The 24769-nt window shown below is 72.0% G+C and carries 21 protein-coding genes, 2 tRNA genes and 1 rRNA gene; 16 read left to right on the top strand and 8 right to left on the bottom strand.

All coding sequences use genetic code 11. From position 1 onward, the window contains the following. The first annotated feature begins 50 nt into the window (after positions 1-50). The 4 genes from BJ993_RS01305 to BJ993_RS01290 all read left to right on the top strand — a co-directional run bounded on the left by BJ993_RS01305 (position 51) and on the right by BJ993_RS01290 (position 4667). Positions 51-126: transfer RNA gene (locus BJ993_RS01305), tRNA-Asn, on the top strand. A 103-nt stretch (positions 127-229) separates the two neighbouring features. After that, a complete protein-coding gene (locus BJ993_RS01300; RefSeq protein ID WP_036546400.1) occupies positions 230-1093 on the top strand; it encodes a helix-turn-helix domain-containing protein in 864 nt (287 codons plus the stop codon). Positions 1094-1221: 128 nt separating this feature from the next. Then, a complete protein-coding gene (locus tag BJ993_RS01295; protein WP_179647455.1) occupies positions 1222-2955 on the top strand; it encodes a sulfatase-like hydrolase/transferase in 1734 nt (577 codons plus the stop codon). A gap of 2 nt (positions 2956-2957) precedes the next feature. Beyond that, positions 2958-4667 (top strand): sulfatase-like hydrolase/transferase, encoded by a 1710-nt coding sequence (locus tag BJ993_RS01290; protein ID WP_179647454.1) that lies wholly within the window; start codon positions 2958-2960, stop codon positions 4665-4667. Positions 4668-4670: 3 nt separating this feature from the next. On the opposite strand, the gene BJ993_RS01285 is transcribed toward BJ993_RS01290, so the two are convergent. After that, complete coding sequence (locus BJ993_RS01285) at positions 4671-5075, bottom strand: hypothetical protein (RefSeq protein WP_179647453.1); 405 nt, start codon at positions 5073-5075, stop codon at positions 4671-4673. Positions 5076-5190: 115 nt separating this feature from the next. On the opposite strand from BJ993_RS01285, the gene BJ993_RS01280 reads away from it, so the two are divergent. Genes BJ993_RS01280 through BJ993_RS01245 form a run of 8 tightly spaced genes read left to right on the top strand, consistent with a single transcriptional unit; the run spans position 5191 to position 14155 of the window. Then, entirely contained in the window at positions 5191-5907 is a 717-nt protein-coding gene (locus tag BJ993_RS01280) for a response regulator transcription factor (RefSeq protein WP_036546396.1), read from the top strand. After that, positions 5907-7337 carry a sensor histidine kinase gene (locus BJ993_RS01275; RefSeq protein WP_179647452.1) on the top strand — a complete coding sequence of 477 codons (1431 nt, stop codon included), beginning with the start codon at positions 5907-5909 and terminating at the stop codon, positions 7335-7337. Before BJ993_RS01280 ends, BJ993_RS01275 begins: the two co-directional genes overlap by 1 nt. A gap of 48 nt (positions 7338-7385) precedes the next feature. Continuing rightward, positions 7386-8600 carry an efflux RND transporter periplasmic adaptor subunit gene (locus BJ993_RS01270; protein WP_257027003.1) on the top strand — a complete coding sequence of 405 codons (1215 nt, stop codon included), beginning with the start codon at positions 7386-7388 and terminating at the stop codon, positions 8598-8600. A 5-nt stretch (positions 8601-8605) separates the two neighbouring features. Continuing rightward, on the top strand, positions 8606-9298 hold the full coding sequence (locus BJ993_RS01265) for an ABC transporter ATP-binding protein (protein ID WP_179651868.1): 693 nt from the start codon (positions 8606-8608) through the stop codon (positions 9296-9298). Next, complete coding sequence (locus BJ993_RS01260; protein WP_179647450.1) at positions 9295-10521, top strand: ABC transporter permease; 1227 nt, start codon at positions 9295-9297, stop codon at positions 10519-10521. Before BJ993_RS01265 ends, BJ993_RS01260 begins: the two co-directional genes overlap by 4 nt. A 28-nt stretch (positions 10522-10549) precedes the next feature. Beyond that, the gene (locus BJ993_RS01255) at positions 10550-11362 is read left to right on the top strand and encodes a DUF5666 domain-containing protein (protein ID WP_179647449.1); all 813 of its coding nucleotides are present in this window, start codon (positions 10550-10552) and stop codon (positions 11360-11362) included. Next, positions 11350-13113 carry an RND family efflux transporter gene (locus tag BJ993_RS26290; RefSeq protein ID WP_179647448.1) on the top strand — a complete coding sequence of 588 codons (1764 nt, stop codon included), beginning with the start codon at positions 11350-11352 and terminating at the stop codon, positions 13111-13113. Before BJ993_RS01255 ends, BJ993_RS26290 begins: the two co-directional genes overlap by 13 nt. 43 nt (positions 13114-13156) lie before the next feature. Continuing rightward, positions 13157-14155 (top strand): phosphotransferase, encoded by a 999-nt coding sequence (locus BJ993_RS01245; protein WP_179647447.1) that lies wholly within the window; start codon positions 13157-13159, stop codon positions 14153-14155. Here BJ993_RS01245 and BJ993_RS01240 read toward each other — a convergent pair. Beyond that, a complete protein-coding gene (locus BJ993_RS01240; protein WP_036546381.1) occupies positions 14130-14465 on the bottom strand; it encodes a YnfA family protein in 336 nt (111 codons plus the stop codon). The two genes, BJ993_RS01245 and BJ993_RS01240, sit on opposite strands and share 26 nt — an antisense overlap. Before the next feature lie 173 nt (positions 14466-14638). Between BJ993_RS01240 and BJ993_RS01235 the strand changes: the two genes are divergently transcribed. After that, positions 14639-14712 (top strand) — tRNA-Ile (locus tag BJ993_RS01235). Between the two features lie 15 nt (positions 14713-14727). On the opposite strand, the gene BJ993_RS01230 is transcribed toward BJ993_RS01235, so the two are convergent. The 4 genes from BJ993_RS01230 to BJ993_RS01215 form a co-directional block, all read right to left on the bottom strand. Beyond that, positions 14728-15474, bottom strand: coding sequence for a PIG-L deacetylase family protein (locus BJ993_RS01230; RefSeq protein WP_179647446.1), 747 nt, complete (start codon positions 15472-15474; stop codon positions 14728-14730). Positions 15475-15486: 12 nt separating this feature from the next. Continuing rightward, entirely contained in the window at positions 15487-15939 is a 453-nt protein-coding gene (locus BJ993_RS01225; protein WP_179647445.1) for a hypothetical protein, read from the bottom strand. Between the two features lie 23 nt (positions 15940-15962). Continuing rightward, entirely contained in the window at positions 15963-16775 is an 813-nt protein-coding gene (locus BJ993_RS01220; RefSeq protein WP_179647444.1) for a DUF72 domain-containing protein, read from the bottom strand. A gap of 108 nt (positions 16776-16883) precedes the next feature. Continuing rightward, the gene (locus BJ993_RS01215) at positions 16884-17570 is read right to left on the bottom strand and encodes a hypothetical protein (RefSeq protein WP_179647443.1); all 687 of its coding nucleotides are present in this window, start codon (positions 17568-17570) and stop codon (positions 16884-16886) included. 108 nt (positions 17571-17678) lie between these two features. Here BJ993_RS01215 and BJ993_RS01210 point away from each other — a divergent pair, with 108 nt between their 5' ends. Continuing rightward, entirely contained in the window at positions 17679-18764 is a 1086-nt protein-coding gene (locus BJ993_RS01210) for a DNA adenine methylase (RefSeq protein ID WP_179647442.1), read from the top strand. On the opposite strand, the gene BJ993_RS01205 is transcribed toward BJ993_RS01210, so the two are convergent. Together BJ993_RS01205 and BJ993_RS01200 are read right to left on the bottom strand one after the other, a co-directional pair. Then, a complete protein-coding gene (locus tag BJ993_RS01205) occupies positions 18739-19743 on the bottom strand; it encodes a serine/threonine-protein kinase (protein ID WP_179647441.1) in 1005 nt (334 codons plus the stop codon). The two genes, BJ993_RS01210 and BJ993_RS01205, sit on opposite strands and share 26 nt — an antisense overlap. 67 nt (positions 19744-19810) lie before the next feature. After that, complete coding sequence (locus BJ993_RS01200; protein WP_179647440.1) at positions 19811-21187, bottom strand: serine/threonine-protein kinase; 1377 nt, start codon at positions 21185-21187, stop codon at positions 19811-19813. Positions 21188-21311: 124 nt separating this feature from the next. Between BJ993_RS01200 and tyrS the strand changes: the two genes are divergently transcribed. After that, complete coding sequence (gene tyrS / locus BJ993_RS01195) at positions 21312-22583, top strand: tyrosine--tRNA ligase (RefSeq protein WP_308645702.1); 1272 nt, start codon at positions 21312-21314, stop codon at positions 22581-22583. Positions 22584-23072: 489 nt separating this feature from the next. Next, positions 23073-24591, top strand: a 16S ribosomal RNA gene (locus BJ993_RS01190). Positions 24592-24769 lie beyond the last annotated feature (178 nt).

Raw genomic sequence — 24769 nt, 5'->3', positions numbered from 1 at the left:
GGCCTTGCTAGTGTTTCCCCGCTGCACGGCCCCCGGGCCGCGCCCAGCATTCCCCCGTAGCTCAACTGGCAGAGCATGCGACTGTTAATCGCAGGGTTATTGGTTCGAGTCCAATCGGGGGAGCCAGCACCACCACGAGCCCCGCACGGACTGCACGTCAGACCGGCGGGGCTCTCGCATTCCGGTGATGGCTCACCAGCAATCAGCGTCCGGGCTAGAGTCCGGGGCCATGGCGGACGGTGTGTTCGGAGCGGCGTTCCGCGATGCCCTCGACGACCGGGGGATGAGCCTGGGGGCGCTGCAGCGCTCGCTCGAGGCGCGCGGCACCCGGGTCAGCCTCGCCACGCTGAGCTACTGGCGCTCGGGCCAGCGCGAGCCGGAGCAGGAGGGCTCGCTGCGCGCGCTCGCCGAGATCGAGCAGATCCTGCAGCTGGACCCCGGTGAGCTGGAGAGCCTGCTCGAGCGCCGCCGGCACCGGGTCGCGCCCAACCTGCTGGCCGACCTCAGCGAGGACCACGAGCGGATCCGCGACCTGCTCGGCGAGCTCGGCTTCCGCTCGCCTTCGGACCGCCTGATCGACCGCGAGGTCACCCTCAAGTACGAGCTCGGGCCCGACGGCGCACCGATCCGGTCGACGTACGTCGTCGTGGTCGAGTCGATCCATGCCCACGCCGACCGGCGGGCGAGCGTGCTGACGGTGCGGCCGGGCGCGGAGACCCCGCAGATCACGCCCCTCGGGGGCTACCGCCTCGGCCAGCTCCACCACGACCGCGAGCGCGGCATCGTCGTGGGGGAGATGATCCTGGACCGGCCGCTGGTGGCCGGGGAGACCGCGCTGCTGGAGCAGGAGGTCGCGTACCGGACCCCCGATCCCGACGACAACTGCTACTTCTACTGGGCCGTGCGGAAGATGACCTCGGTCAGCCTGTGGATCCGCTTCCACCCCGACCTGGTCCCGGCCCGCTGCGAGTACTACACGGTCATCGACGGCGAGGAGCAGGTCACCGAGCTCGAGACCTTCGGCGCCAGCGTCAGCCGCACGGTCACGGGCTTCGGGCCGGGCACGCTCGGCATCCGCTGGCACTGGGACTGACGCCGTCGCGGTGCCGGGAGGATTTCCCTCCCACTCCGATCGGAACGCAACCGAAACGCCCTCCGGAGCGTCTTCCCCACCGTAGGGTGGCGACTCGGTTCAGTCGGAGGGACAAGAGAACAATGCGGGTGTCGGTCGTCCGGGTGTGGGGCGTCGCCGTGGGGGTCGGCGTCGTGGTCACCCTGCTCATGACGCTGCTCGCCCACTCGGGCGGCAGCACGGCCCGCCCGCGTCCTCCGGAGCCGGAGTTCTCCGGCCCGAAGCCCACCGTTGACGCCTCCGGGGCGGACGCGGGGCCGGCGACGCTGCCCGAGCGCCCCAATGTCGTCCTGGTGATGGCCGACGACATGCGGGTCGACGACCTCGCCTTCGCCCCCAACCTGCGCAAGCTGATCGCGGAGCACGGCGTCAGCTTCGAGAACTCCTTCTCGCCGTTCCCGCTGTGCTGCCCGGCGCGGGCCTCCTTCCTCACCGGTCAGTACGCCCACAACCACAAGGTGTGGTGGCACGACCCGCCCTACGGGTACGGCGCCTTCGACGACTCCCGCACGATCGCGACCTCGCTCAGCGAGGCCGGCTACCGCACCGGCTTCATCGGCAAGTACCTCAACCGCTACGGCCTGGCCCGCTCCAAGGTGACCGACGAGCCGTCGGCGACGTACGTGCCGGAGGGCTGGGACGACTGGCGCGCCGCCGTGGAGCCACCGGGCGACTCCGACATCCACGGCAACACCTACGACTACATGGACACCCCGTTCAACGTGAACGGCCGGATCGACAACGGCTACCGCGGCATCTACCAGAGCGACGTGATCGGCGACTTCTCCGTCGACATGGCCCGCAGGTTCGCCAAGCGGCGCTCGCCGTTCTTCATGTTCGTCAACTACGTCGCGCCCCACCACGGCATCCCGAACGCCGAGGACGAGCCCGATGTCGTCCACGACGAGAACGGCCACGAGCTCAGCGTCGTGACGCCGGCGGTGCCGGACTGGGTGCGCGGCAAGTTCGACGACCGGATCGACCGGGCGTCGGGCGTCGCGAGGACCGGCGAGCCGATCGAGACCGACGTCAGCGACAAGCCGAAGGCGCTGCAGCAGCGCTTCCAGCCCGAGGGCGACGAGGCGAAGGCGGCCCTGCTGTACGCCACCCGGCGCCGGGCCGAGGCCGTCTACGTGATGGACCGCAACATCGCCCGTCTCGTCGGTGAGCTGCAGCGCTCGGGCGCCTGGGACCGGACCGTCTTCGCGTTCACCTCCGACAACGGCATGATCATCGGCGAGCACGGCCTGGGCATGACCAAGGTCCGTGCGCACGAGCCGTCCCTGCGGGTGCCCATGCTCGTGACGGGACCCGGACTGCGGACGGCCCAGAAGAGGTACGACCCGATCACGACCGTCGACCTCACCGCGACCATCCTCGACCTCGCGGACGCGAAGGCCCCGCACCTCGCGGACGGGACCAGCCGCGTCCCGACCCTGGTGCGCGGCGACCAGGGCTGGTCGACGCCCGTCGTGACCGAGGCGGTCTTCACGGCCCGCGGGCGCGACCCGCTCTTCACCGACCTGCGCAGCACGATCGGGATCCGGGTGAGCCGCTACTCCTACACCCGCTACCGCGGCGGTGACGCCGAGCTCTACGACCTCGTCGAGGACCCGCGCGAGGACACCAACGTCGCCGACGACCCGTCGTACGCCGCCGTACGACGCGCGCTCGACCGGCTGTGGCCCACGATCAAGGACTGTGCCGGGCGGGCGTGCGCGCCCCGCCTGCCGAAGGTGCTCGCGGCCGGTCCGAAGCAGGACCGCATCGACACCGACGCCTACTGGGCCGCGATCGACGCCGCCTACGGCTGGGAGGACTGACCGTGCCGGCGAACCGGCTCCGCCCGGTCCTCGTCGCCGTCGTGCTCCTGGTCGCGCTGGTGGCGGCATCGACCGCAGCAACGATGCCGGGCAGCGCGCCGGAGGCCGGCGCCCCCGCGAGGGCGCGGGTGGGCGTCCCCGACCCGGCGCCCCGCGAGGTCCCGCCCCCTCGACGGCCCAATGTCGTGGTCGTCATGGCCGACGACATGCGCGTCGACGACCTGACCTTCGCCCCGAACCTCCGGCGGCTCGTGGCGCGACAGGGACTGACCTACGAGAACGCCTTCTCGCCGTACCCGCTGTGCTGCCCGGCGCGCGCGTCCTTCCTGACCGGGCGCTACGCCCACAACCACGAGGTCTACTGGCACGACGCGCCCTACGGCTACGGCTCGTTCGACGACTCGCGCACCCTGGCCACCTCGATGCGGGCGGAGGGCTACCGCACGGGCTTCATCGGCAAGTACCTCAACGGCTACGGCGGCGACCGCTCCCGGGTGAGCGGCGAGCTGTCCACCCGCTACGTCCCGAACGGCTGGACGGACTGGCGCGCGGCGATCGAGAACAACGGCCGCGGCGAGTACGGCGGCGGCACCTACAACTACTTCAACACCCCGTTCAACGTGAACGGCCGGGTCGTCACCGACTACCGCGGGCGCTACCAGTCCGATGTCGTGGGCGACCTGTCGGTCGGGATGGCGCGGCGCTTCTCCGCCCGGCGCGCGCCGTTCCTCATGTACGTCAACTACGTCGCGCCCCACCACGGCGCGCCCTTCGAGTCCGACGACCCGCGCGACGTGCGGGGGACGGAGGACAACCTCATCGAGGTGGTCACCCCGGCCCGCCCGAACTGGGTCAAGGGCCGCTTCGACGACCTGGTCCGGCGCGCCTCCGGCGTCGCCCGCACCGGTGAGCCGATCGAGCGCGACCTCAGCGACAAGCCGCCCTCGATCCTGGCCCGCTCCGACCACCTCGGGCCACGGGCGCGGCGAGCGATCCTGCGGGCGACCCGGCAGCGGGCCGAGGCGGTCTACGTGATGGACCGCAACATCGGCCGGCTCGTCCGGGAGCTGAAGCGGTCGGGGGAGTGGGCCGACACGGTCTTCGTGTTCACCTCCGACAACGGCCTGATCCTCGGCGAGCACGACATGGCGATGCGCAAGGTCTTCGCCCACGAGCCGTCGCTGCGGGTGCCGCTGCTGGTGACCGGCCCGGGCATGCGGACGGGGGAGCGGCGCTACGACCCGGTCTCCACCGTCGACCTGACCGCGACCCTGCTCGACGCGGCCGACGCCAGCGCGCCCCGCACGGCCGACGGCGTCAGCCGCTGGCGCTCGATGCTGTACGGCGACCGGGGCTGGTCGACCCCGATCGTGACCGAGGCGATCAACACCGCCCGGGGGCGCAACCCCGACTTCACCGACCGCCGCTCCAGCATCGGCATCCGCACCTCGCGCTACAGCTTCACCCGCTACCGCGACGGGGGCGAGCTGTACGACCTCCTCCTCGACCCCCGCCAGGACCGCAACGTCTACGCCGACCCGGCGTACGCCGCCGTCCGCGCGACGATGGACGGGCTGTGGACGCAGCTCAAGGACTGCAGCGGCGCGTCGTGCCGCACGCCGTTGCCCGACGGCCTCGCCGCGGACGCCGGCACCAACCGGCGCACGACCAGCGCGTACTGGAAGGCCATCCGGGCGGCGTACGGCTGGTAGGCGTCAGCTGGTGCTCGGACTCTGGTCGTCCTGTTGCTGGTCCTGCGGCTGGTCCTGCTGCTGGCCCGGGGGCACGAAGTCCGGCCGGTCGCCCCGGCCGGGGCCACCCGGCCCGGGGAAGCCGCCCCGGCCGGGACCGTCCATCCAGTGCCGGCCCGGTCCGTCGCCGTGGTCGTCGTCGACCAGCAGCGTCGTCGCGACCCCTGCGCCGGCGCCGATGACCACCCCGGCGAGGGCGACGGCCACGAGCGAGCGGAGCGTGAAGGCGCGCTCGCGCCACCGGACCTTCGTCGGGACGGGGCCGGCCGCCGGCACCGGCTCGGCGGCCGCGACCGGCTCGGCAGCCGGGACCGGCGGGGCGGCCTGCTCGGGAGCGCCCTGGGGCGCGGGCTTCTCGTCGTCGCTCATGCCAGCAGCATGCGCGCGACTCCTGTGGCGAACCTGTGGCCCAGCGATGGAAGTCCTTTCCTCCCGCACAAGCGACTCACAGCAACGGCACAGGTTGGTGGCACAGTCTGTGACCATGACCGAGACCGCCACCCGCCCGGACGGAACCCCGCTGCGCGCCCTCGTCGTCGACGACGAGGTCAACATCGCCGAGCTCGTCGCGATGGCGCTGCGCTACGAGGGCTGGGCGGTGGAGACCGCCCACACCGGCGGCGAGGCGGTCGCGGCGGTGCGCGGGCAGGGCCCTGACGTCGTGGTCCTCGACATGATGCTGCCCGACTACGACGGCATGGAGGTCCTGCGTCGGATCCGTGCCGACGACCCGTCGGTCCCGGTCCTCTTCCTCACCGCCCGCGACGCCGTGGAGGACCGGGTCGCCGGCCTGACCGCCGGTGGCGACGACTACGTGACCAAGCCGTTCTCGCTGGAGGAGCTCGTGGCCCGGCTGCGGGCCCTGGTCCGGCGTGCCGGCTCGGCCGTCGAGCAGAGCCGCTCGACGCTCGTCGTCGGCGACCTCGTCCTCGACGAGGACAGCCACGAGGTGACCCGTGGCGGCGACCAGGTCAGCCTCACCCACACCGAGTTCGAGCTGCTGCGCTACCTGATGCGCAACCCGCGCCGCGTGCTGAGCAAGGCGCAGATCCTCGACCGGGTGTGGAACTACGACTTCGGCGGCCAGGCCAATGTCGTCGAGCTCTACATCTCCTACCTGCGCAAGAAGATCGACGCCGGTCGCGAGCCGATGATCCACACCATGCGGGGCGCGGGCTACGTGCTGAAGCCGGCGGGCTGATGCCGCGCCTCCTCCCGCGCTCGCTCACCTCGCGGCTGGTCGTGACCGCCGTCGCGCTGGTCGCGGTGGTCTCGCTGCTCATCGGTGCGGTCACCACCCTCGGGATGCGGGCCTGGTTGATGGACCGGCTCGACAACGACGTCCGTGCGGCAGTAGACCGTGTGCCCGGCAGGGGCGCGCTCCCGCGGTTCCTGCCCGACGACATGCCCGACCGCAACGGGCCGAGCTTCTTCGGGGAGCCGCATTCGATCACCGCGGTCTTCTCGGACGCGGGCGAGCGCGGCTTCGTGCTCGCAGACACCACTGACGGCTACGAGCCCGTCGCGCTGTCCAGCTCGGCCATGGACGTGCTGAGGGACAGCACGTCGCGTGACGCGCGGACGCTCGACCTGCCGGGACTGGGCAGCTATCGCGTGGTCGCGCGGGTGCAGGGCTCCGGGGAGACGGTTGTCAGCGGCCTCCCGACCGACGACGTCGACGAGGCCACCCTCTCCCTGGTCCGGTGGGAGGTCGCGCTCGCCCTGCTCGGGATCCTCGCCGCGGCGCTGGCCGGCACGGCCGTCGTACGACGCCAGCTGCGGCCGCTGACCGAGGTCGCCGCCACCGCCCACGCCGTGGCCGAGCTGCCTCTCGACGAGGGCGAGATCGGCGTCACCGAACGGGTGCCGGCCCACCTGACCGACCCACGCACCGAGGCAGGCCAGGTCGGCCTCGCGCTCAACCAGCTGCTCGCGCACGTCGAGTCGTCGCTGTCGGCCCGGCACCGCAGCGAGCAGCAGGTGCGGCAGTTCGTCGCCGACGCCTCGCACGAGCTGCGCACCCCGCTGACCACCATCGCCGGCTACACCGAGCTCGCGCGCAGGCAGGGCGACGCGGACACGGCGGCGGTCGCGCTGGCCAAGGTGCAGGAGGAGGCGGGCCGGATGACCGCGCTCGTCGAGGACCTGCTGCTGCTGGCGCGCCTCGACGCCGGCCGGCCGCTCGAGGCCGAGCCCGTCGACCTGACCCGGCTGCTGCTCGAGGCGGTCGACGACGCCCGCGTCGTCGCGCCGGACCACCGGTGGCAGATCGTGCTGCCCGACGACGGCGAGCCGATCGAGGTGACCGGTGACCGGCACCGCCTGCACCAGGTGGTCACCAACCTGCTGGGCAACGCCCGCAAGTACACCCCGGCCGGCACCGTGGTCACGGTGACCGCACGGCCCGACGGCTTCGACGTCCACGACGACGGCCCCGGCTTCCCCGCCGACCTCGTCGGTACGGCGTTCGAGCGGTTCACCCGCGGCGACGCATCCCGGCACCGGTCGGACGGCGTCGGCCTCGGCCTGGCGCTGGTGCAGGCCATCGTGGCGGCGCACGGCGGCCACGTGACGCTGGCCAGCGTGCCGGGCGACACCGTCGTACGGGTGCGGCTCACAGCGTCCTCATAGGTCGACCAGACGGACGGCACAGTCGCGGCCGACAGGGTCGGGGCCGTGATGAGAAAGCTGCTGCACCGGGTGCGTCCGCCGTGGCGCCGGCCCCGGCGACTGGTCCTGGTCCTCTCCGCGCTGGTGGTCGTCGCCGGCCTCGCCGGGGCCTGGCTGCTGCTGCGCGGCGACGAGCCGGCCGCGGCGTCCACGACGACGGCGACGGTGTCGACGCAGACGCTGAAGCAGACCGTGACGGCCAGCGGCACGGTGGCGGCCGCGACGACCGCCGACCTCTCCTTCGACGTCAGCGGCACCGTCACCAGGGTGCTCGTCGAGCCCGGCGACACCGTGAAGAAGGGCCAGCGGCTGGCGCGGGTGGACGACGACGTGCTCCAGGCGGAGCTGGAGGCCGCGCAGAGCTCGCTGGACGCTGCCGAGTCCGCCCGGTCCGAGCACGTCTCCGACGGTGCCTCCGACGTGCAGTTGGCGGCCGACGAGGCGGCGGTCCTCGCCGCGGAGTCGAGCCTCGCCGAGGCGCAGGACGCCGTCGACGACGCGGTCCTCCGCTCGACCATCGCCGGCACGGTGACCGATGTCGGCATCGAGGTCGGCGACAGCGCCGGCTCGAGCGGGTCGGGCCAGCCCAGCACCGGCACGACGTCCACCTCGACGGGCAGCGACACCTCCAGCGGCACGATCACCGTCGTCTCGACCGGGCACTTCGTCGTCGACGCCACCGTCTCCAGCAGCGACGTGGAGAAGGTCGAGAAGGGCATGCAGGCCGAGGTCACGGTGAGCGGGATCGACGAGACGGTCTACGGCACGGTCGCCGAGGTCGGCCTCGTCGCCGAGACCGACTCCTCCGGAGCCGCGGCCTTCCCCGTGACGATCGAGGTGACGGGCGAGCGCGACGACCTCTACGCCGGCACCTCCGCCGACGTCGCCGTCGTCGTCAGCCAGCGCGCCGACGTCCTCACCGTCGACAGCCGGGCGCTCCGGACCGACGGCGACACGACGTACGTCGAGAAGGTCACCGACAGCACCACGGGCGCCACCGAGCGGGTCACCGTCGAGACCGGTGAGACCTCCGGCCTGGTCACCGAGGTCACCTCCGGCCTGGCCGAGGGCGATGTCGTCCAGGTGCCCGGCTTCGCGGGTCCCGGCGGCTCGGGCGGCGACGAGCAGATGCAGGAGTTCCAGCGCCAGATGCAGGAGCGGATGCAGGACGGCGGCGGCTTCCCCGGTGGCGGCCAGGGCGGCTTCCCGGGAGCCCCGCAGTGACCGCGATCATCGAGCTCGAGGGCGTGCGCAAGACCTACCGGTCGGGCAGCGTCGAGTTCGAGGCGCTGCGCGGCATCGACACGTCCGTCCAGCCGGGGGAGTACGTCGCCGTGATCGGCCCGTCCGGGTCCGGCAAGTCGACCCTGATGAACCTGCTCGGCTGCCTCGACGTGCCGACCGAGGGCCGCTACGTGCTCGCCGGCGACGACACGTCCAGCCTCGACGAGGCGGCCCTCGCGGCCATCCGCAACCGGCGCATCGGCTTCGTCTTCCAGCAGTTCCACCTGCTGCCGTCGATGACCGCCCTGCGCAACGTCGAGCTCCCGCTCGTGTACGCCGGCGTCTCGCGCGCCGAGCGTCGCGAGCGGGCCGCGGCCGCGCTCTCCCGGGTCGGCCTCGCCGAGCGCCTCGACCACCGCCCGGGCGAGCTCTCCGGCGGCCAGCAGCAGCGGGTCGCCGTCGCCCGGGCGCTGGTCACGGAGCCCGCGCTGCTGCTCGCCGACGAGCCGACCGGCAACCTCGACTCCCGCTCGACCCACGACGTGCTCGGCCTCTTCGACGAGCTGCACGCCGCGGGGCGCACGATCGTGCTGATCACCCACGAGCCCGACGTCGCGGCCCGTGCCGGGCGCAACCTGGTCATCGACGACGGCCTGATCACCGAGGACCGCCTCGCGACTGGGGTGGTCGCCCGATGAGCTGGTGGGAGACCTTCCGCTCCGGCTTCGCCGCCATCCGGTCCCACCGACTGCGCTCGTCGCTGACGGTCCTGGGCATCGTCATCGGCATCTCGTCGGTGATCCTCACCGTCGGCCTCGGCCAGGGCGCGCAGCAGGAGGTCGAGGACCAGATCGACGCGCTCGGGTCCAACCTGCTGATCGTCTCGCCGGGCAGCAGCACCGACTCCTCGGGGATGCGTGGCGGCTTCGGGTCGGCCTCCACGCTCACCTACGCCGACGCCACCGCGATCGCCGACCCCGAGGCCGTGCCCGACGCCGCCGCCGTCGCGCCGACCACCTCCAGCTCGGTCTCGCTCGTCAGCGGCGACACCAACTGGACCACCTCCCTCGTCGGTACGACGACCGCCTGGCTCGACGTGCGCAGCCGCGACCTGTCCGCGGGCCGCTTCTTCACGGCCGAGGAGGCCGCGCAGGGTGCGGCGGTCACCGTGATCGGCGCCGACACGGCCTCGGAGCTGTTCGCCCGCCAGAGCCCGGTCGGACAGACGGTCACCGTCAACGGCACCCGGCTCACGGTCGTCGGCGTGCTGACCTCGTCGGGGGCGTCCTCGACCGGGACGAGCGAGGACGACCAGGCCGTCGTACCGGTGGGCACGGCGAGCCGGCTCACCGGCAGCACGTCCGACACGGTCTCGACGATCTACGTGGAGGCCGTGAGCGAGGAGACCCTCGCGGCGGCGTACCAGGAGGTGCAGGCGCTGCTCGCCAACCGGCACGGCGTGACGACGGCCGACGCGGACTTCTCCATCTCCACGCAGGACTCGCTGGTGGAGACGGCCAACGAGACCAACCGGACGTTCACGGTCCTGCTCGGCGGCGTCGCGGGGATCTCGCTGCTCGTCGGCGGGATCGGCGTCATGAACATCATGCTCGTCTCGGTCACCGAGCGGATCCGCGAGATCGGGCTGCGCAAAGCCCTCGGCGCCGCGCCGAACGTGATCCGCCGGCAGTTCCTCGTCGAGGCGTCCCTGCTGGGCCTGACCGGCGGCGTCGTCGGCGTCCTCATCGGCGTCATCGGCGCCCAGGTGCTGCCGCACTTCATCGACCAGGCCGTCGCGATCTCGGCGCTCGCGACGGTCGCGGCGCTCGCCACCTCGCTCGCCCTCGGCGTCGGCTTCGGCGTGTACCCGGCCAGCCGCGCCGCCCGACTCACCCCCATCGACGCGCTCCGCAGCGAGTGACATGACCACCCCGAGGAGAACCCGACCCATGTCCCTGACCCACCTCACCCGCGCCGCCCGCCCCCTCGGTACGACGACCTGCGCCCTCGCGCTGGCCGTCCTCCTCGTGGGCTGCGGGTCCGACGACGCGACCGACACCGCCAGCGACTCCTCGCCGGCGGGCGCCGCATCGGGCGCCCCCGCGGGCGGCCCCGGCGCTGATGGCATGCCGGGCGCCTTCGGCGAGATCGCCGCCGTCGACGGCGACGTGCTCCAGGTGCAGAGCCCGATGACCGGGCAGGTCGCCGTGACGGTCACGTCCGGCACCACGATCACCGACCAGGCCGCGGCGAAGCCGGCCGACGTGGCCGTGGGGGCCTGCGTCGTCGTCCGCACGGCCGACGGCGACGACGCCGGCTCCGACACCGCGGCCACCGAGGTGACGGCCGCCTCGGTCGCGATCTCCGAGGGCGGCGACGACGGCTGCGCCGCAGGCTTCGGCGGCGGAGGCTTCCCCGGCGGCGGCGAGCGACCCACGGACCTGCCCACGGACCTCCCGTCGGACTTCCCGAGCGACCTGCCGTCGGGTGGACCCGGCGGCGGTCGCCCGGGCGGCGGTTTCGGCACCGTCGGCGCGGTGAAGTCGGTCTCTGCCGACGGCTTCGTCGTGGAGGGCCAGGACGGCGACGTCACCGTGACGGTCGGCGCGGACACGACGTACTCGAAGCAGGTCGCGGCCGACGCCAGCGCCCTCACCGTCGGCCGCTGCGTCCAGGCGCAGGGCGACGCCGACGACACCGGCGCCGTGACTGCGGCGACGATCCGGGTCAGCGACAAGGTGGACGACCAGTGCGGCCGCTGATCCGCTCGCGCCGTGTGGCGCTCCCGCTGGCGGCGCTCGCGCTGGCCGGCACGGGCGTCGCGGCGTACGGCGCCGTCGGCGACGACAGCGTCGACTACCGCACCGTCAGCGCGACCACCGGTTCCGTCGAGCAGGGGCTGAGCCTGTCCGGCACGATCTCCCCGAGCGGCAGCTCCGAGCTCGCGTTCGGCACTGCCGGGACGGTTGCGAAGGTGCGCGTCGAGCAGGGCGACACGGTCGAGGAGGGCGACGTCATCGCGGTCCTCGACCGGGCCTCGCTGCGCGCCGCGGTCGACCGGGCGGCCTCCGACCTGGCGTCGGCGAAGGCACAGCTCGCCGACGACCGCGAGGCGCAGACCACTGCGGTGACGACGTCGACGAGCTCCTCCTCGGCGTCGGCCACGGCGGGGAGGTCCGGCTCCAGCGGGTCCTCGTCCGGCGGTGCCCCGTCCTCGGGTGCCCCGTCCTCGGGTGCCCCGTCCTCGGGCACGTCCTCCTCGACGGCTGCCGTCGTGAAGCAGCTGACCGCGCAGCAGGACGCCGTCCTCGCGGCGCAGACGGCCGCCGGCACGGCGCTGTCCGCCGCCGGGACCGCGCTCGCCGACCAGCAGACGGCCTGTGCCGACCCGGTCACCACGACGGAGAGCACCGACGCGGCCACCGACGCGGCCACCGACTCGGCGACGGACGGCACCACCGCCGACGCCGGTACGACGACCACCGCCGTGCTCAGCGAGGAGTGCAGCGCGGCGCTGGTCGCCGTGCAGTCCGCGCAGGCGACGGCGAGCGAGGCCCAGACCGCCCTCCAGACGGCGCTGGAGACGCTCGGCAGCACGCTGACGGAGGCGCTCGGATCCGTGCAGGCGGACCCCTCGACGGGCTCATCGGGAGGCGGCTCGACCGGCTCCGGGAGCGCCCCGAGCGGCACCGGGTCCACCGGGGCCACCGGGTCCACCGGATCCACCGGATCCACCGGGTCCTCGGCGGCCGCGCCGGCCGGTGGCGCGTCCGGCCAGACCGTGACCGCCGCGACCCTCGCCCAGGACCAGGCGTCGATCGACCGCGCGAAGGCGGACCTCGCGGCCGCGGAGGCCGACCTGGCCGGCGCCGTCGTCCGCGCTCCCGCTGACGGGACCGTCGCGTCCCTCGTTGTCGCCACCGATGACGAGGTCGCGGCCGGAGACACCGTCGCGACGGTGGTCGCGCCCGGCCTGACCACGGTGAGCGTCGAGGCGACCGCGACGCAGGCCGCCCAACTGGAGCAGGGCATGGACGTCGAGGTCACCCCGGCCGGGGCGACCGAGGCGCTGGCCGGTGCGGTCAGCCGGATCGAGCACGTGGCGACGAGCGACTCCTCGACCGGCTCAGACCCGACGTACACGGTCGGGATCGTGCTCGACGAGCGCGACCTGCAGCTCCCCGACGGGATGCCGGCCTCGGTGACGGCGGTGGTCGGCGCCGCCGACGACGTCGTCGTGGTCCCGGCCTCCGCGGTCAGCAACGGATCGGTCACCGTGGTCGAGGACGGCGTGGCCCAGCGGGTCCGGGTGACCACCGGCATCGTCGGCGCGACGCAGATCGAGGTGACCGACGGGCTGGAGGCCGGCGACGAGGTGGTCCTGGCCGACCTCGACGCCGACCTGCCCAGCGGCGGCAGCGAGCAAGGAGGCTTCGGGGGAGGCGGCTTCGGGGGAGGCGGTGGCGGTATCCCCGCCGGCGGCCCGCCGAGCGGCGTCTTCCGCGCTCGCTGACAAACCGCTGGCGCCCGGGCCCGGAGTGGGTCACGCTGCGAACGTGAGCACCTGGACCAGCGCAGTGTGGTCCGATGAGGAGTTCCTCGCCGGCCTGCACTCGTTCGTGGCGGACGCCGTCGGCGAGCCGGTCACGCTCGAGCCCGTCGGACGGCAGCCCTGGTCCGCGGTGTGGCGGGCGCACGCGGGCTCCGGGACGTCGTACGTCAAGCAGAACTGCCCGGGCCAGGCGCACGAGGCGCGGCTCGTCGCCGAGCTCGCGCGGATCGCCCCCGACCAGGTCGTGCCGGTGCTCGCCGCGGACGCCGGGCGCGACCTCCTGCTGACCGAGGACCTCGGGCCGACGCTCCAGGAGCTCGGGCGTGCCGCCGACGTCGACGTGTGGTGCCGCGTCGTCGCCGAGTCCGCGGCCCTCCAACGTCGGGTCGCCTCGGTCGGCTTCGACCCCGGACTGACGGTGATGGACCCGTCCGACGCGTCGACGTACGTCGCCGACGCGGTCGGCCGCCTCGCCGCGCTCCCGCCCGACGACCCCCGGCGGCTGGCACCCGAGGTGGCGCACCGCCTCGAGCGGCTGCTGCCCACGGTGGACCGCTGGTCCGACCGTGTCGAGGACCTCGACCTGCCGCTGACCCTGGTCCACAACGACCTGCACGCGGCGAATGTCGTGCCCCTCGACGGCACCCTGCGCTTCTTCGACTTCGGCGACGCCGTCGTCGGCGAGCCCCTCGGCAACCTGCTCGTGCCGCTCTACATCGCCCAGGGCGAGCTGCACGCCACCCACGACGACCCGCGGCTGTGGCGCATCGCCGACGCCGGTCTCGAGGTGTGGAGCGATCTCGCCCCGATCGCCGCGCTCCGCGCCGCCCTGCCGGCCGCCCTGCAGCTGGCCCGGCTCGCGCGGGTGGAGTCCTGGCGGCGCTGCGTCGCGACGATGACCCGCGACGAGCAGGCGGAGTGGGGCTACGTCCCGGCCCGCTGGCTCGCCCTCCTGCTCGAGGTGCCGCCCGTCGAGGTCAGGCCGAGCGCGGCGCGTACATGATCACCGCGACGCCCACGAGACAGACCAGCGCGCCGATCACGTCGTACCGGTCCGGACGGAAGCCGTCGGCCACCATGCCCCACACCAGCGAGCCGGCCACGAAGACCCCGCCGTACGCCGCCAGGATCCGCCCGAAGTGCGCATCCGGCTGGAGCGTCGCGACGAACCCGTAGGCGCCGAGGGCGATCACGCCGGCCCCGATCCAGATCCAGCCGCGGTGCTCCCGCACGCCCTGCCACACCAGCCAGGCGCCCCCGATCTCGGCGACCGCGGCGGCCACGAACAGGGCGATCGAGCGCAGCGTGTCCATGGGCCCATGCTCGCAGAGCCGGGCTCGCCGATCGCCGTGCACCAGCGATCCACCGTTCGATGCGGACCAGGGTCGGAGGCGACTGCCGGGGCTCGAACGGTGGATCCGTCGTGGGCCCCGGAGCGGCCACGCCGTCGCCCGGTCCCGCCGCTAGGGTGTGCTCCGCGATGCAAGGGGCGGTAGCTCAGTCGGTCAGAGCAGAGGACTCATAATCCTTGGGTCGTGGGTTCGAGCCCCACCCGCCCCACCCAAGCTCGGTGCGTCAGTCGCCCCAGCCCATCGGGAACACCTCGAACGGCGCGGCGAACGCCACGCCCAGCCGGGTCCCGGTGCCGCGGGCCATGCCCTCGAGGAACTCCCGCGGGTCCCAGTTCTCCCAGCCCAGCCCGTCGATGTACGCCGCGTGCGCCTTCAGCGACTCGACGCCCGCGTCGAAGGTGGCGGTCGTGTCGACGGCGTGGGTGGAGTCGGGCGAGCCGAAGGCCCAGACCTCCCGCACCCCGCCCCACGGCTCGAGCCCGTCGACCAGCTGCTCGTTGAAAACCCACCGGTTGCCCGCGTCGCGCACGGCGTCGACCACGGCCCTGCCCACGGCGATGTGGTCGGCCTGGTTGAGGTTCCGCCCGCCCCAGGTGTCGCGGAAGTTGCCGGTGACCACGATCTCCGGCCGGTGCCTGCGTACGACGCCCGCGAGCTCGCGCCGCAGTGGGACGCCGTACTCGAGGACGCCGTCGGGGAGGCCGAGGAACTCGACGACGTCGACGCCGACGACCTGCGCGGAGGCGACCTGCTCGGCCTCGCGCACGGACCGGCACTCGTCGGGGGAGAGGCCGTCGATGCCGGCCTCGCCGCTGGTCACCATGCAGTAGACGACCGTCTTGCCCTGCCCGGTCCAGCGGGCGACCGCCGCGGCGGCGCCGAACTCCATGTCGTCGGGGTGGGCCACGATGCACAGCGCCCGCTGCCAGTCCTCGTCGAGCGGCTGCAGGGGAGAGGGGGTGTCCGCCATGCAGCGAGCATCTCAGTCGAGCACGCCGAGCGCCACGAGGAACGTGCCGACCGCGAGCAGGAGGAAGGTCCCGCCGTGCAGCGCGATGGAGACGAGCGGGATCTGCTTCTCCGCCACGCGCACCTCCGAGGGGTCGCCCGGGTCGAGCACGCCGCGGTGCGGCTCGGGCCGGTCGACGTACCGGCTGCCGCGCAGCGTGGCGACACCCATCACCGCTCCGCCACTCGCGGTCACCAGGACGGCGGCGAAGCTCGCCCACGCGAAGCCGGCGCGATCACTGGTGACATAGGCGATCCAGACCGAGAAGGTCACGAGCGCCGCGATCGGGTGCGCGAACGCGACCAGGTCGGGGATCCGCGTCGCCCGCGCGTTGCTCGAGCGCTGGCCCGCGGCGAGGACGAAGCTGTACATGTAGCCCCCCACGATCAGCTGGAGCGCGAAGGCGAAGGTGAGCAGCACCGACATGGCGCTGTGGTACCCGCGACGCCTCAGTCCAGCCGCCGGAGCAGCGCCTCCGCGTCGTGCGGCGCGTGCCCGTCGGCATCGTTGTCGAAGTAGACGAAGACGTCGGCCTGCTCCGCCCAACGACGGCACCTGACGGCCCACTTGTCGAGCGACCGCGACGAGTAGCGGCTGGTGTAGAGCTTCGTGTGCCCGTGCAGCCGGACGTGCACGACGCCGCTGGTGACCGCCTCCGCGCGGGGCCAGCGCCCGTCGGAGTCCGCGACGACGCACCCGATGTCGTGCTCCCGCATCTGGGCCAGTGCCTCGTCCGTGCAGAAGGACCGGTTGCGGAACTCCAGCACGTGCGCGACCGGCCGGTCGACGTCGTACGACGCCAGCACCCGGTCGCCCGAGAGCCGCTCGTCGTGGCGTGACGCCAGGTCGGCGGCCGCGGCGGTGGTGCGCGGCAGGAGCGCGTAGAAGTCCGCCATCAGCGCCGTGTCGTACGGGAGGTTCTCGGGGAGCTGCCACAGGACCGGGCCGAGCTTGGGACCGAGCGCCAGCACGCCCGACGCGAAGAAGTTCGCCAGCGGCGCCTCGATGCCGCGCAACCGCTTCACGTGGGTGATGAAGCGGCCGCCCTTCACGGCGAGCACGAAGTCCTCGGGCGTCGCGTCCCGCCAGGCCCGGTACGACGACGGCCGCTGCAGCGAGTAGAAGGAGCCGTTGACCTCGACCGACGTCAGCCGCCGCGACAGGTACGCCAGCTCCTCGCGCCGCGGCAGGTCGTCCGGGTAGAAGTCGCCGTGCCAGCCGTCGTACGACCAGCCGGAGGTGCCGACACGGATCTCGCCCACGCCCGCGCCGTACCCGCCGGGCCGGGGACGACACCGCCCCGGCCGGGCTCACGTGGGCCGGCCGGGGCGGTGCGGGTGGAGCGGGTCGATCCGCTCAGCGGTGGTGGGTCACTTCCACACGACGGGCTCGCCGTCGAACTGGTCGTACGGCGAGTCGTCACCACCGCCGCTGAACTGGACGCCGTCGACGGTCGAGCCCTTGGTGGCCAGGGCCGGGACGCAGCCCTTCGCGGTGTCTCCGACCGCGGCGTCGTACTCGAAGCCACCGTCGGCGCAGGGCGCGAAGTCGCCGAAGACGATGAGGCTGCCGGCCTTCTGCGAGCCGATGAGACCGTCGAAGTCGCTGCCGGCCGTGTAGCCGCCGAAGCCGTCGGGGCCGACCGACAGGATCGTCATCTCGAGGTCGATGTAGAAGGGCGTGTAGTCGGCGGCGTTCTCGACCTTCGCGGCCTCGAGGTCGGCGGACGCGCCCTCGCGGATGCCGGTGACGGTGACCTCGACGGTGGCGGTGCCGTCGGTGCCGTAGGTCAGCGGGAGCACGGCCTTGTCGCCGATCGACAGCTCGGTGCCGGGGGCGGTGACGGAGCCCGCGGAGGCACCCTCGCCGCCGTCGTCGGTGGACTCGGTCTCCTCGGTGGACTCGGTCGACTCGGTCGACTCCGACGGCGACTCGCTGGAGGTGTCGGTGGTGGCGTCGGACGACGGGTCGCCGGCGGACGGGACCTCGTCGTCCTGGCAGGCGCTGAGCGCGAGGACCGCGAGCAGCGCGGCGGGCAGGGCGAGCTTGACGGACATGGGTGGTTCCTTCCCCCGAGTGAAATGGTGTCCGCCGCCTTCCCGCGCCACGCCGCACCACACCTCCGCCTGACCGGATGTGGTCCAGGTCGCATCTACGCTGCCCCTGTGATCAAGTACCTCGGCTCCAAGCGCACCCTGGTGCCGGCGCTGGGGGAGATCGCCGTCGCGGCGGGAGCGCGGACCGCGGTCGACCTGTTCACCGGCACGACCCGGGTCGCCCAGGAGCTCAAGCGGCGGGGGCTGTTCGTCACGGCGGCCGACCTGGCGTCGTACTCCACCGTGCTGAGCGACTGCTACATCGCCACGGACGCCGACACCGTCGACCTCGCCATCCTGGATGCCGAGCTCGCCCGTCTCGGCGCGCTGCCCGGGCACCGCGGCTACTTCACCGAGACCTTCTGCGAGCGGGCCCGCTTCTTCCAGCCCCGCAACGGCGAGCGCGTCGACGCCATCCGCGACGCGATCGAGCGCGACCACCCACCCGGCAGCCCGCTGCGGCCGCTGCTGCTGACCAGCCTGATGCTCGCGGCCGACCGGGTCGACTCGACGACGGGCGTGCAGATGGCCTACCTCAAGGCCTGGGCGCCGCGTGCGCTCGGCGAGCTGGAGCTGCGCCGGCCCGAGCTGCTGGCGGGTCCCGGCGCCACGGAGGGCGGCGACGTGCTGGAGACGGTCGACCGGTTGCCCACGGTCGACCTCGTCTACGTCGACCCGCCGTACAACCAGCACCGGTACTTCGCGAACTACCACATCTGGGAGACCCTGGTCCGCTGGGACGCCCCGGAGCACTACGGCATCGCGTGCAAGCGGGTCGACGCCCGCGAGCAGCGCAGCGTCTTCAACAGCCGCCGCACGATGCCGGCCGCGCTCACCGACGTGCTGGCCAGGGTCCGCGCCGACGTCGCCGTCGTGTCCTACAACGACGAGTCGTGGATCGCGCCCGCCGAGATGACGACGATCCTGCGCGACGCCGGCCACCGCGAGGTCGCGGTGCTCGCCTTCGACCGCAAGAGGTACGTCGGCGCGCAGATCGGGATCCACGGGCCGACCGGGCAACGCGTCGGCGAGGTGGGGCGGCTGCGCAACGTCGAGTACGTCTTCGTCGCCGGGGAGCCGGACCGGGTCGAGGCAGCGGTCGCCGCGGGCGTGGCCGCGGGCTCCGGCCTCAGCGTGCCGATGCCCCAGCGATGAGCAGCCGCTCACCGCGCCGCACCAGCCGCAAGGTGATGTCCTCGGTCCGGGTCCGGCCGCCGGGGAGCGAGTAGCGGTAGGTGTAGCTCACCGACATCGCCAGCGGGTCCGGGGTGATCGCCAGGATCCGCGGGTCGTCGATCGCCGACCACACCTCGCGGTAGCGCGGGCTCTGCTGCTGGTAGGACCGCGTCAGCAGCCGGAAGCCCTGCTCGGGGTCGCGGCTGGCGAGCTCGACGTAGTCGCGCGCGAACTCCTCGAGCTCTCGGGCGCTCACCGCGTCGGCGGTCTCCGACGGCGCAGGCTCCTCCTGCCGCCCGTCGCCGGCATCGCCCGACCGGTCCGGTCCCGTGCTGGACGCCGCGGGCCTCCGGCCGGCGGGCTCGTCGTCCGGCCCGAGGAACAGGAGCGCGGCCCCGACCAGCGCGAGCCCGACGATGACGGCGGCACCACCGATGGCGAGCAGGGGGCCCGACGGTCGCCGCCGCCCGTCGGAGGGCGCCGGCCCGCCGACCCGCGCGCGCAGGTACGCCGCCACCTCCGCCATGCTCGGCCGCTCCCGCGGGTCGGCGAGCAGCGCCAGCTCGGTGATCGGCGCCAGCCACCCGATGTCCCGGAAGCCGTTCGTTCCCGCGGTGGGCAGCTGGCCCGCGTGCGGGCTGGTCCCGGTGGTGACGAAGCGCAGCAGGGCGGCGAACGCCCACACGTCGTCCGGGGCCGGGTGGGCCCGGAGCCCGGCGCTCGGGTCCGGCGCCGTGTACGACGGATCGGGTGCCACCACCGCGCGGTCGACCAGGACCGCGCGGCCCTCGCCCTCGATCCGCACGGCCGTGGGGGAGAGCGCCCCGTGGGCAGCCCCGGTGGCGTGGAGTGCCGCGAGTGCGTCCGCGACGGGGAGCAGGAGGCGCGCGGCGTCGTCGGGCCCGAGGACGCCGCGGGTGCGCACCCGGTCGGCCAACCGGGCGTCGTACTCGCTCACCCGGGTCAGGCTACCCACCGCGACGGCGCGGGAGGCGACTTTCAGCGAGGGGTCTCAGGGCCGTCCGTCAGGCGGTGCCCGCGATGAGGAGGCGACCGTCGTCGGCCTGCTCGAGCCGGAGCGTCACGGTCTCGGTGAGGTTGCCCTTCCGCGGGAAGGCGTAGCGGTAGGTGTAGGTCACCGTCATCGCGGCCGGGTCGGCGCTGATCGTGAGGACGCGCGGGTTGTGCATCGGGCCCCAGAAGTCGGCGTAGCGCGGGCTGTCGCCCTGGTACGTCGGCGTGAGCATCGCGAACCCCGCGTCCGGGTCGGCGTCGGCGGTCCGGATGTAGGTCCGCGCGAAGTCCTCCATCTCGGCAGCGGTCGGGGCAGGAGGTCCGGTCTCGGTGGGTGCGTCGGTCGTGGTCGCGCCCGGACGGGGATCGGCGCTCACCGGGTCCTCGTCGCCGGCGCCCTGCAGCGCCAGGATCGTGACGAGGGCGACTACGGCTGCCGAGCCGGTCGCGACCACGGCCGCCATCCGGCCGGACGGGCGCCGGTGCGGCCGGTGCGGCCGGTGGGGCGGGGGAGGCAGCGGTGCGAGCACGGGAGGCGCCGGGGGTGGCGGCACGGCCGGCAACGCCATGGTCTGGACGGACAGGTCGGCGGTGCGCTCGAGCCGGTCGCGCAGCTGGGCCATCGTGGGCCGCGCGCCGGGGTCGCGCTCCATCGTCGCGGCGATGAGCGGGCCGAGCCAGCCCGCGCCGAGAACGGTGGGCGGCTCCTCGTTGACGATCCGGAAGACCACCGAGAGCGGGCCGTTGTCGAGGTCGTCGCGGTGGTACGGCGGCCGGGCCGTCAGCAGGTGGACGAGGGTCGCCCCGAAGGCCCACACGTCGCTCGCCGGCGTCGCCTGACCACCGGTGGCGACCTCGGGAGCCAGGTAGGCGGGCGACCCGGTGATCATCCCGGTCTGGGTCAGCGTGGCGTCGGCCGTGCTGCGGGCGATCCCGAAGTCGGTCAGCTTCGCCCCGCCGCCCCCGGGAGCGAGGATGTTCGACGGCTTGATGTCGCGGTGCACGATGCCCAGCCCGTGTGCGTGGACGAGGGCGTCGGCCACCGGGGCGAGCAGGCGCGCGGCGTCGTCGGGGCGGAGCGGCCCCGCCTCGCGGACCACGGTCGAGAGCGGTGGTCCATCGACGTACTCCATGACCAGCCAGGTGTCGCTGCCGTCGTCGACCAGGTCGTAGACCGACACGACGTTCGGGTGGGCGACCTGCGCGGCGAGACGCGCCTCGCGCTCGACCCGGACCGCCTGGTGCTCGAAGCCTGCACCCGGCGCCGTCCGCTTGAGGGCGACGGCACGCCCGAGGACCTCGTCGTGCGCGAGCCAGACCGTGCCGTTGGCGCCTCGGCCGACGGCGCGCCGCAGCTCGTACCTGCCTGCTACCCGTCGCGTGGTCATGGTCCTTGCACGGTACCCGTGACCACCGCCGTGAACCCATTGGAGGCAGGCGTGATCCATGCGGCACCCTTGGAGTGCACCGGACGCGGGAACGGCCCGCTCCACCGAACGGAAGAAGTACGACGTGCCCGTCGACCCGACCCTCCTCGACGACCTCGAGTGGCGCGGCCTCCTGGCCGAGACCACCGACCGCGACGCGCTGCGCTCGGCGCTCTCGGAGGGCAGTGTCCGGTTCTATGTCGGCTTCGACCCGACCGCGCCGAGCCTCCACATGGGCAACCTGGTCCAGATCGTCACGGCCATGCGCCTCCAGCGCGCCGGCCACACGCCGTTCGCCCTCGTCGGCGGCGCGACCGGCATGATCGGCGACCCGCGCGACTCGGGGGAGCGCACCCTCAACTCACTGGACACCGTGCAGCAGTGGACGGCGCGTGTCCGCGGGCAGATCGAGCCCTTCCTGTCCTTCGAGGGCGACAACGCCGCGACGATGGTCAACAACTTCGACTGGACCGACGGGCTCTCGGTCATCGACTTCCTGCGCGACATCGGCAAGCACTTCCCGGTCAACCGGATGCTGGCGCGCGAGACGGTACGCCGCCGGCTCGAGTCGGGGATCAGCTACACCGAGTTCTCCTACGTCCTCCTGCAGTCGATGGACTACCTCACCCTGCACCGTCAGCACGGCGTGACCCTGCAGTTCGGGGGATCGGACCAGTGGGGCAACCTCACCGGCGGCGTCGACCTGATCCGACGCGCGGAAGGTGCCACGGTCCACGCCTTCGCCACGCCGCTCATCACCAAGGCCGACGGCACGAAGTACGGCAAGACCGAGGGCGGCGCCCTCTGGCTCGACCCCGAGCTGATGCCGCCCTATGCCTTCCACCAGTTCTGGCTCAACGTCGAGGACGAGAAGGTCGGCGAGCTGCTGCGCGTCTTCACCTTCCTCCCCCGCGAGGAGATCGAGGGGCTCGAGGCGCGGCACGCGGAGAAGCCGTTCCTCCGGGAGGCGCAGAAGGTCCTCGCCGACGAGGTCACGACGCTCGTGCACGGTGCGACCGAGACCGAGAACGCCAAGGCGGCCGCCGAGGCACTCTTCGGCACGGGCGACATCACGAGCCTCTCGGGCGCGACCCTCGAGGCAGCACTGGGCGAGGCCGGGGCCATCGACGTCGACGGGACCTCCGGCATCCCCGACGTGGTGGAGCTGCTGACCCTGACCGGGCTCGCGAAGTCCAAGGGCGAGGCGCGGCGCACCGTCGCGGAGGGCGGCGCCTACGTCAACAACGTCCGTGTCGACGACCCCGAGCACGTCCCCGCCGCAGGCGACCTGATCGCCTCGTCGTGGCTGGTGCTCCGGCGCGGCAAGAAGCGCTTCGCCGGCGTGCGGGTGCGCTGACGCGACCCCTCCGGGGAGGCTCACCAGGGCCTCTCCGGAGGGCTCCGACAGCCCCGTCGGAGCGGTGTGGCCCGGGTCACGTCGTTTCGATTTGTGCTTCTGCGGGGGAATGCGTAATGTTCTCTTCGTCGCCGGGTGCGGCGGGAAGCAAGACGGCGGTCAGCCGGAGGGCTTCCGGCCCCGCGACCACTTGCCTCGAGCATCAGCTTCGAGTGCTGGTCAGAAAAGCAAGCCTTGCGGGTTTGGTACAGACCAGGACGAAGAGCTAGAGTCCGGGGCGCACATCAGCGCGAAGACGAGTCGGAAACGACGAGGTTCGCAGCGTGTGATGTTTGAGAACTCAACAGTGTGTCATGCATAGATTCGATTGTGACGTTTGTGTGCATTGGCTGGATGCCTCTTTGTGGGGTGTTTGGTTGGTGCTTTCTTGTCAATGAATGATTCTGTGGACAGTTTGTCAGCAGTTTCTTTGTTGGGATTATGTTTCTTCTTATGGAGAGTTTGATCCTGGCTCAGGACGAACGCTGGCGGCGTGCTTAACACATGCAAGTCGAGCGGAAAGGCTCCTTCGGGGGTACTCGAGCGGCGAACGGGTGAGTAACACGTGAGTAATCTGCCCTGCGCTCTGGGATAGCCACCGGAAACGGTGATTAATACCGGATATGACCGCTACACGCATGTGTTGGTGGTGGAAAGTTTTTCGGCGCAGGATGTGCTCGCGGCCTATCAGCTTGTTGGTGAGGTAATGGCTCACCAAGGCTTTGACGGGTAGCCGGCCTGAGAGGGTGACCGGTCACACTGGGACTGAGACACGGCCCAGACTCCTACGGGAGGCAGCAGTGGGGAATATTGGACAATGGGCGGAAGCCTGATCCAGCAACGCCGCGTGAGGGATGACGGCCTTCGGGTTGTAAACCTCTTTCAGTACCGACGAAGCGAAAGTGACGGTAGGTACAGAAGAAGGACCGGCCAACTACGTGCCAGCAGCCGCGGTAATACGTAGGGTCCGAGCGTTGTCCGGAATTATTGGGCGTAAAGGGCTCGTAGGCGGTTTGTCGCGTCGGGAGTGAAAACAGCGGGCTTAACTCGTTGCTTGCTTCCGATACGGGCAGACTAGAGGTATGCAGGGGAGAATGGAATTCCTGGTGTAGCGGTGAAATGCGCAGATATCAGGAGGAACACCGGTGGCGAAGGCGGTTCTCTGGGCATTACCTGACGCTGAGGAGCGAAAGTGTGGGGAGCGAACAGGATTAGATACCCTGGTAGTCCACACCGTAAACGTTGGGCGCTAGGTGTGGGGTCCTTTCCACGGATTCCGTGCCGTAGCTAACGCATTAAGCGCCCCGCCTGGGGAGTACGGCCGCAAGGCTAAAACTCAAAGGAATTGACGGGGGCCCGCACAAGCGGCGGAGCATGCGGATTAATTCGATGCAACGCGAAGAACCTTACCTGGGTTTGACATACACCGGAAGCCCCCAGAGATGGGGGTCTCTTTGATACTGGTGTACAGGTGGTGCATGGCTGTCGTCAGCTCGTGTCGTGAGATGTTGGGTTAAGTCCCGCAACGAGCGCAACCCTCGTTCCATGTTGCCAGCGGGTTATGCCGGGGACTCATGGGAGACTGCCGGGGTCAACTCGGAGGAAGGTGGGGATGACGTCAAGTCATCATGCCCCTTATGTCCAGGGCTTCACGCATGCTACAATGGCCGGTACAAAGGGCTGCGATCCCGTGAGGGGGAGCGAATCCCAAAAAGCCGGTCTCAGTTCGGATTGGGGTCTGCAACTCGACCCCATGAAGTCGGAGTCGCTAGTAATCGCAGATCAGCAACGCTGCGGTGAATACGTTCCCGGGCCTTGTACACACCGCCCGTCACGTCACGAAAGTCGGCAACACCCGAAGCCGGTGGCCTAACCCTTGTGGGGGGAGCCGTCGAAGGTGGGGCTGGCGATTGGGACGAAGTCGTAACAAGGTAGCCGTACCGGAAGGTGCGGCTGGATCACCTCCTTTCTAAGGAGCACACCCAGTTCGACAGCCGAATGAGTTGTCGACGTCTAGGGGTGTTCTTAGTGGAACACAATCGTCTTGTTGGGCCGATCGGCCAGTTGGTTTCGACTGGTGGGTTTGGTCCTGGAGGCATGGCACGCTGTTGGGTGTCTGAGGCATCAGACGCCGCGCTCGCACAAGC

Origin of the sequence: Nocardioides aromaticivorans (assembly GCF_013408525.1) — a bacterium.
GTDB classification, from domain to species: Bacteria; Actinomycetota; Actinomycetes; order Propionibacteriales; family Nocardioidaceae; genus Nocardioides; species Nocardioides aromaticivorans.
The sequence above is the reverse complement of the archived record's forward strand: the minus strand, read 5'-3'. Positions and strand labels throughout refer to the sequence as shown.

Coding starts and splice junctions, on each gene's coding strand:
- BJ993_RS01285 (WP_179647453.1), bottom strand. CDS start 5,075: ATGAGCGACGACGAGAAGCCCGCGCCCCAGGGCGCTCCCGAGCAGGCC.
- BJ993_RS01270 (WP_257027003.1), top strand. CDS start 7,386: ATGAGAAAGCTGCTGCACCGGGTGCGTCCGCCGTGGCGCCGGCCCCGG.
- BJ993_RS01300 (WP_036546400.1), top strand. CDS start 230: ATGGCGGACGGTGTGTTCGGAGCGGCGTTCCGCGATGCCCTCGACGAC.
- BJ993_RS01275 (WP_179647452.1), top strand. CDS start 5,907: ATGCCGCGCCTCCTCCCGCGCTCGCTCACCTCGCGGCTGGTCGTGACC.
- BJ993_RS01240 (WP_036546381.1), bottom strand. CDS start 14,465: ATGGACACGCTGCGCTCGATCGCCCTGTTCGTGGCCGCCGCGGTCGCC.
- BJ993_RS01230 (WP_179647446.1), bottom strand. CDS start 15,474: ATGGCGGACACCCCCTCTCCCCTGCAGCCGCTCGACGAGGACTGGCAG.
- BJ993_RS01200 (WP_179647440.1), bottom strand. CDS start 21,187: ATGACCACGCGACGGGTAGCAGGCAGGTACGAGCTGCGGCGCGCCGTC.
- BJ993_RS01260 (WP_179647450.1), top strand. CDS start 9,295: ATGAGCTGGTGGGAGACCTTCCGCTCCGGCTTCGCCGCCATCCGGTCC.
- BJ993_RS01215 (WP_179647443.1), bottom strand. CDS start 17,570: ATGTCCGTCAAGCTCGCCCTGCCCGCCGCGCTGCTCGCGGTCCTCGCG.
- BJ993_RS01225 (WP_179647445.1), bottom strand. CDS start 15,939: ATGTCGGTGCTGCTCACCTTCGCCTTCGCGCTCCAGCTGATCGTGGGG.
- BJ993_RS01255 (WP_179647449.1), top strand. CDS start 10,550: ATGTCCCTGACCCACCTCACCCGCGCCGCCCGCCCCCTCGGTACGACG.
- BJ993_RS01280 (WP_036546396.1), top strand. CDS start 5,191: ATGACCGAGACCGCCACCCGCCCGGACGGAACCCCGCTGCGCGCCCTC.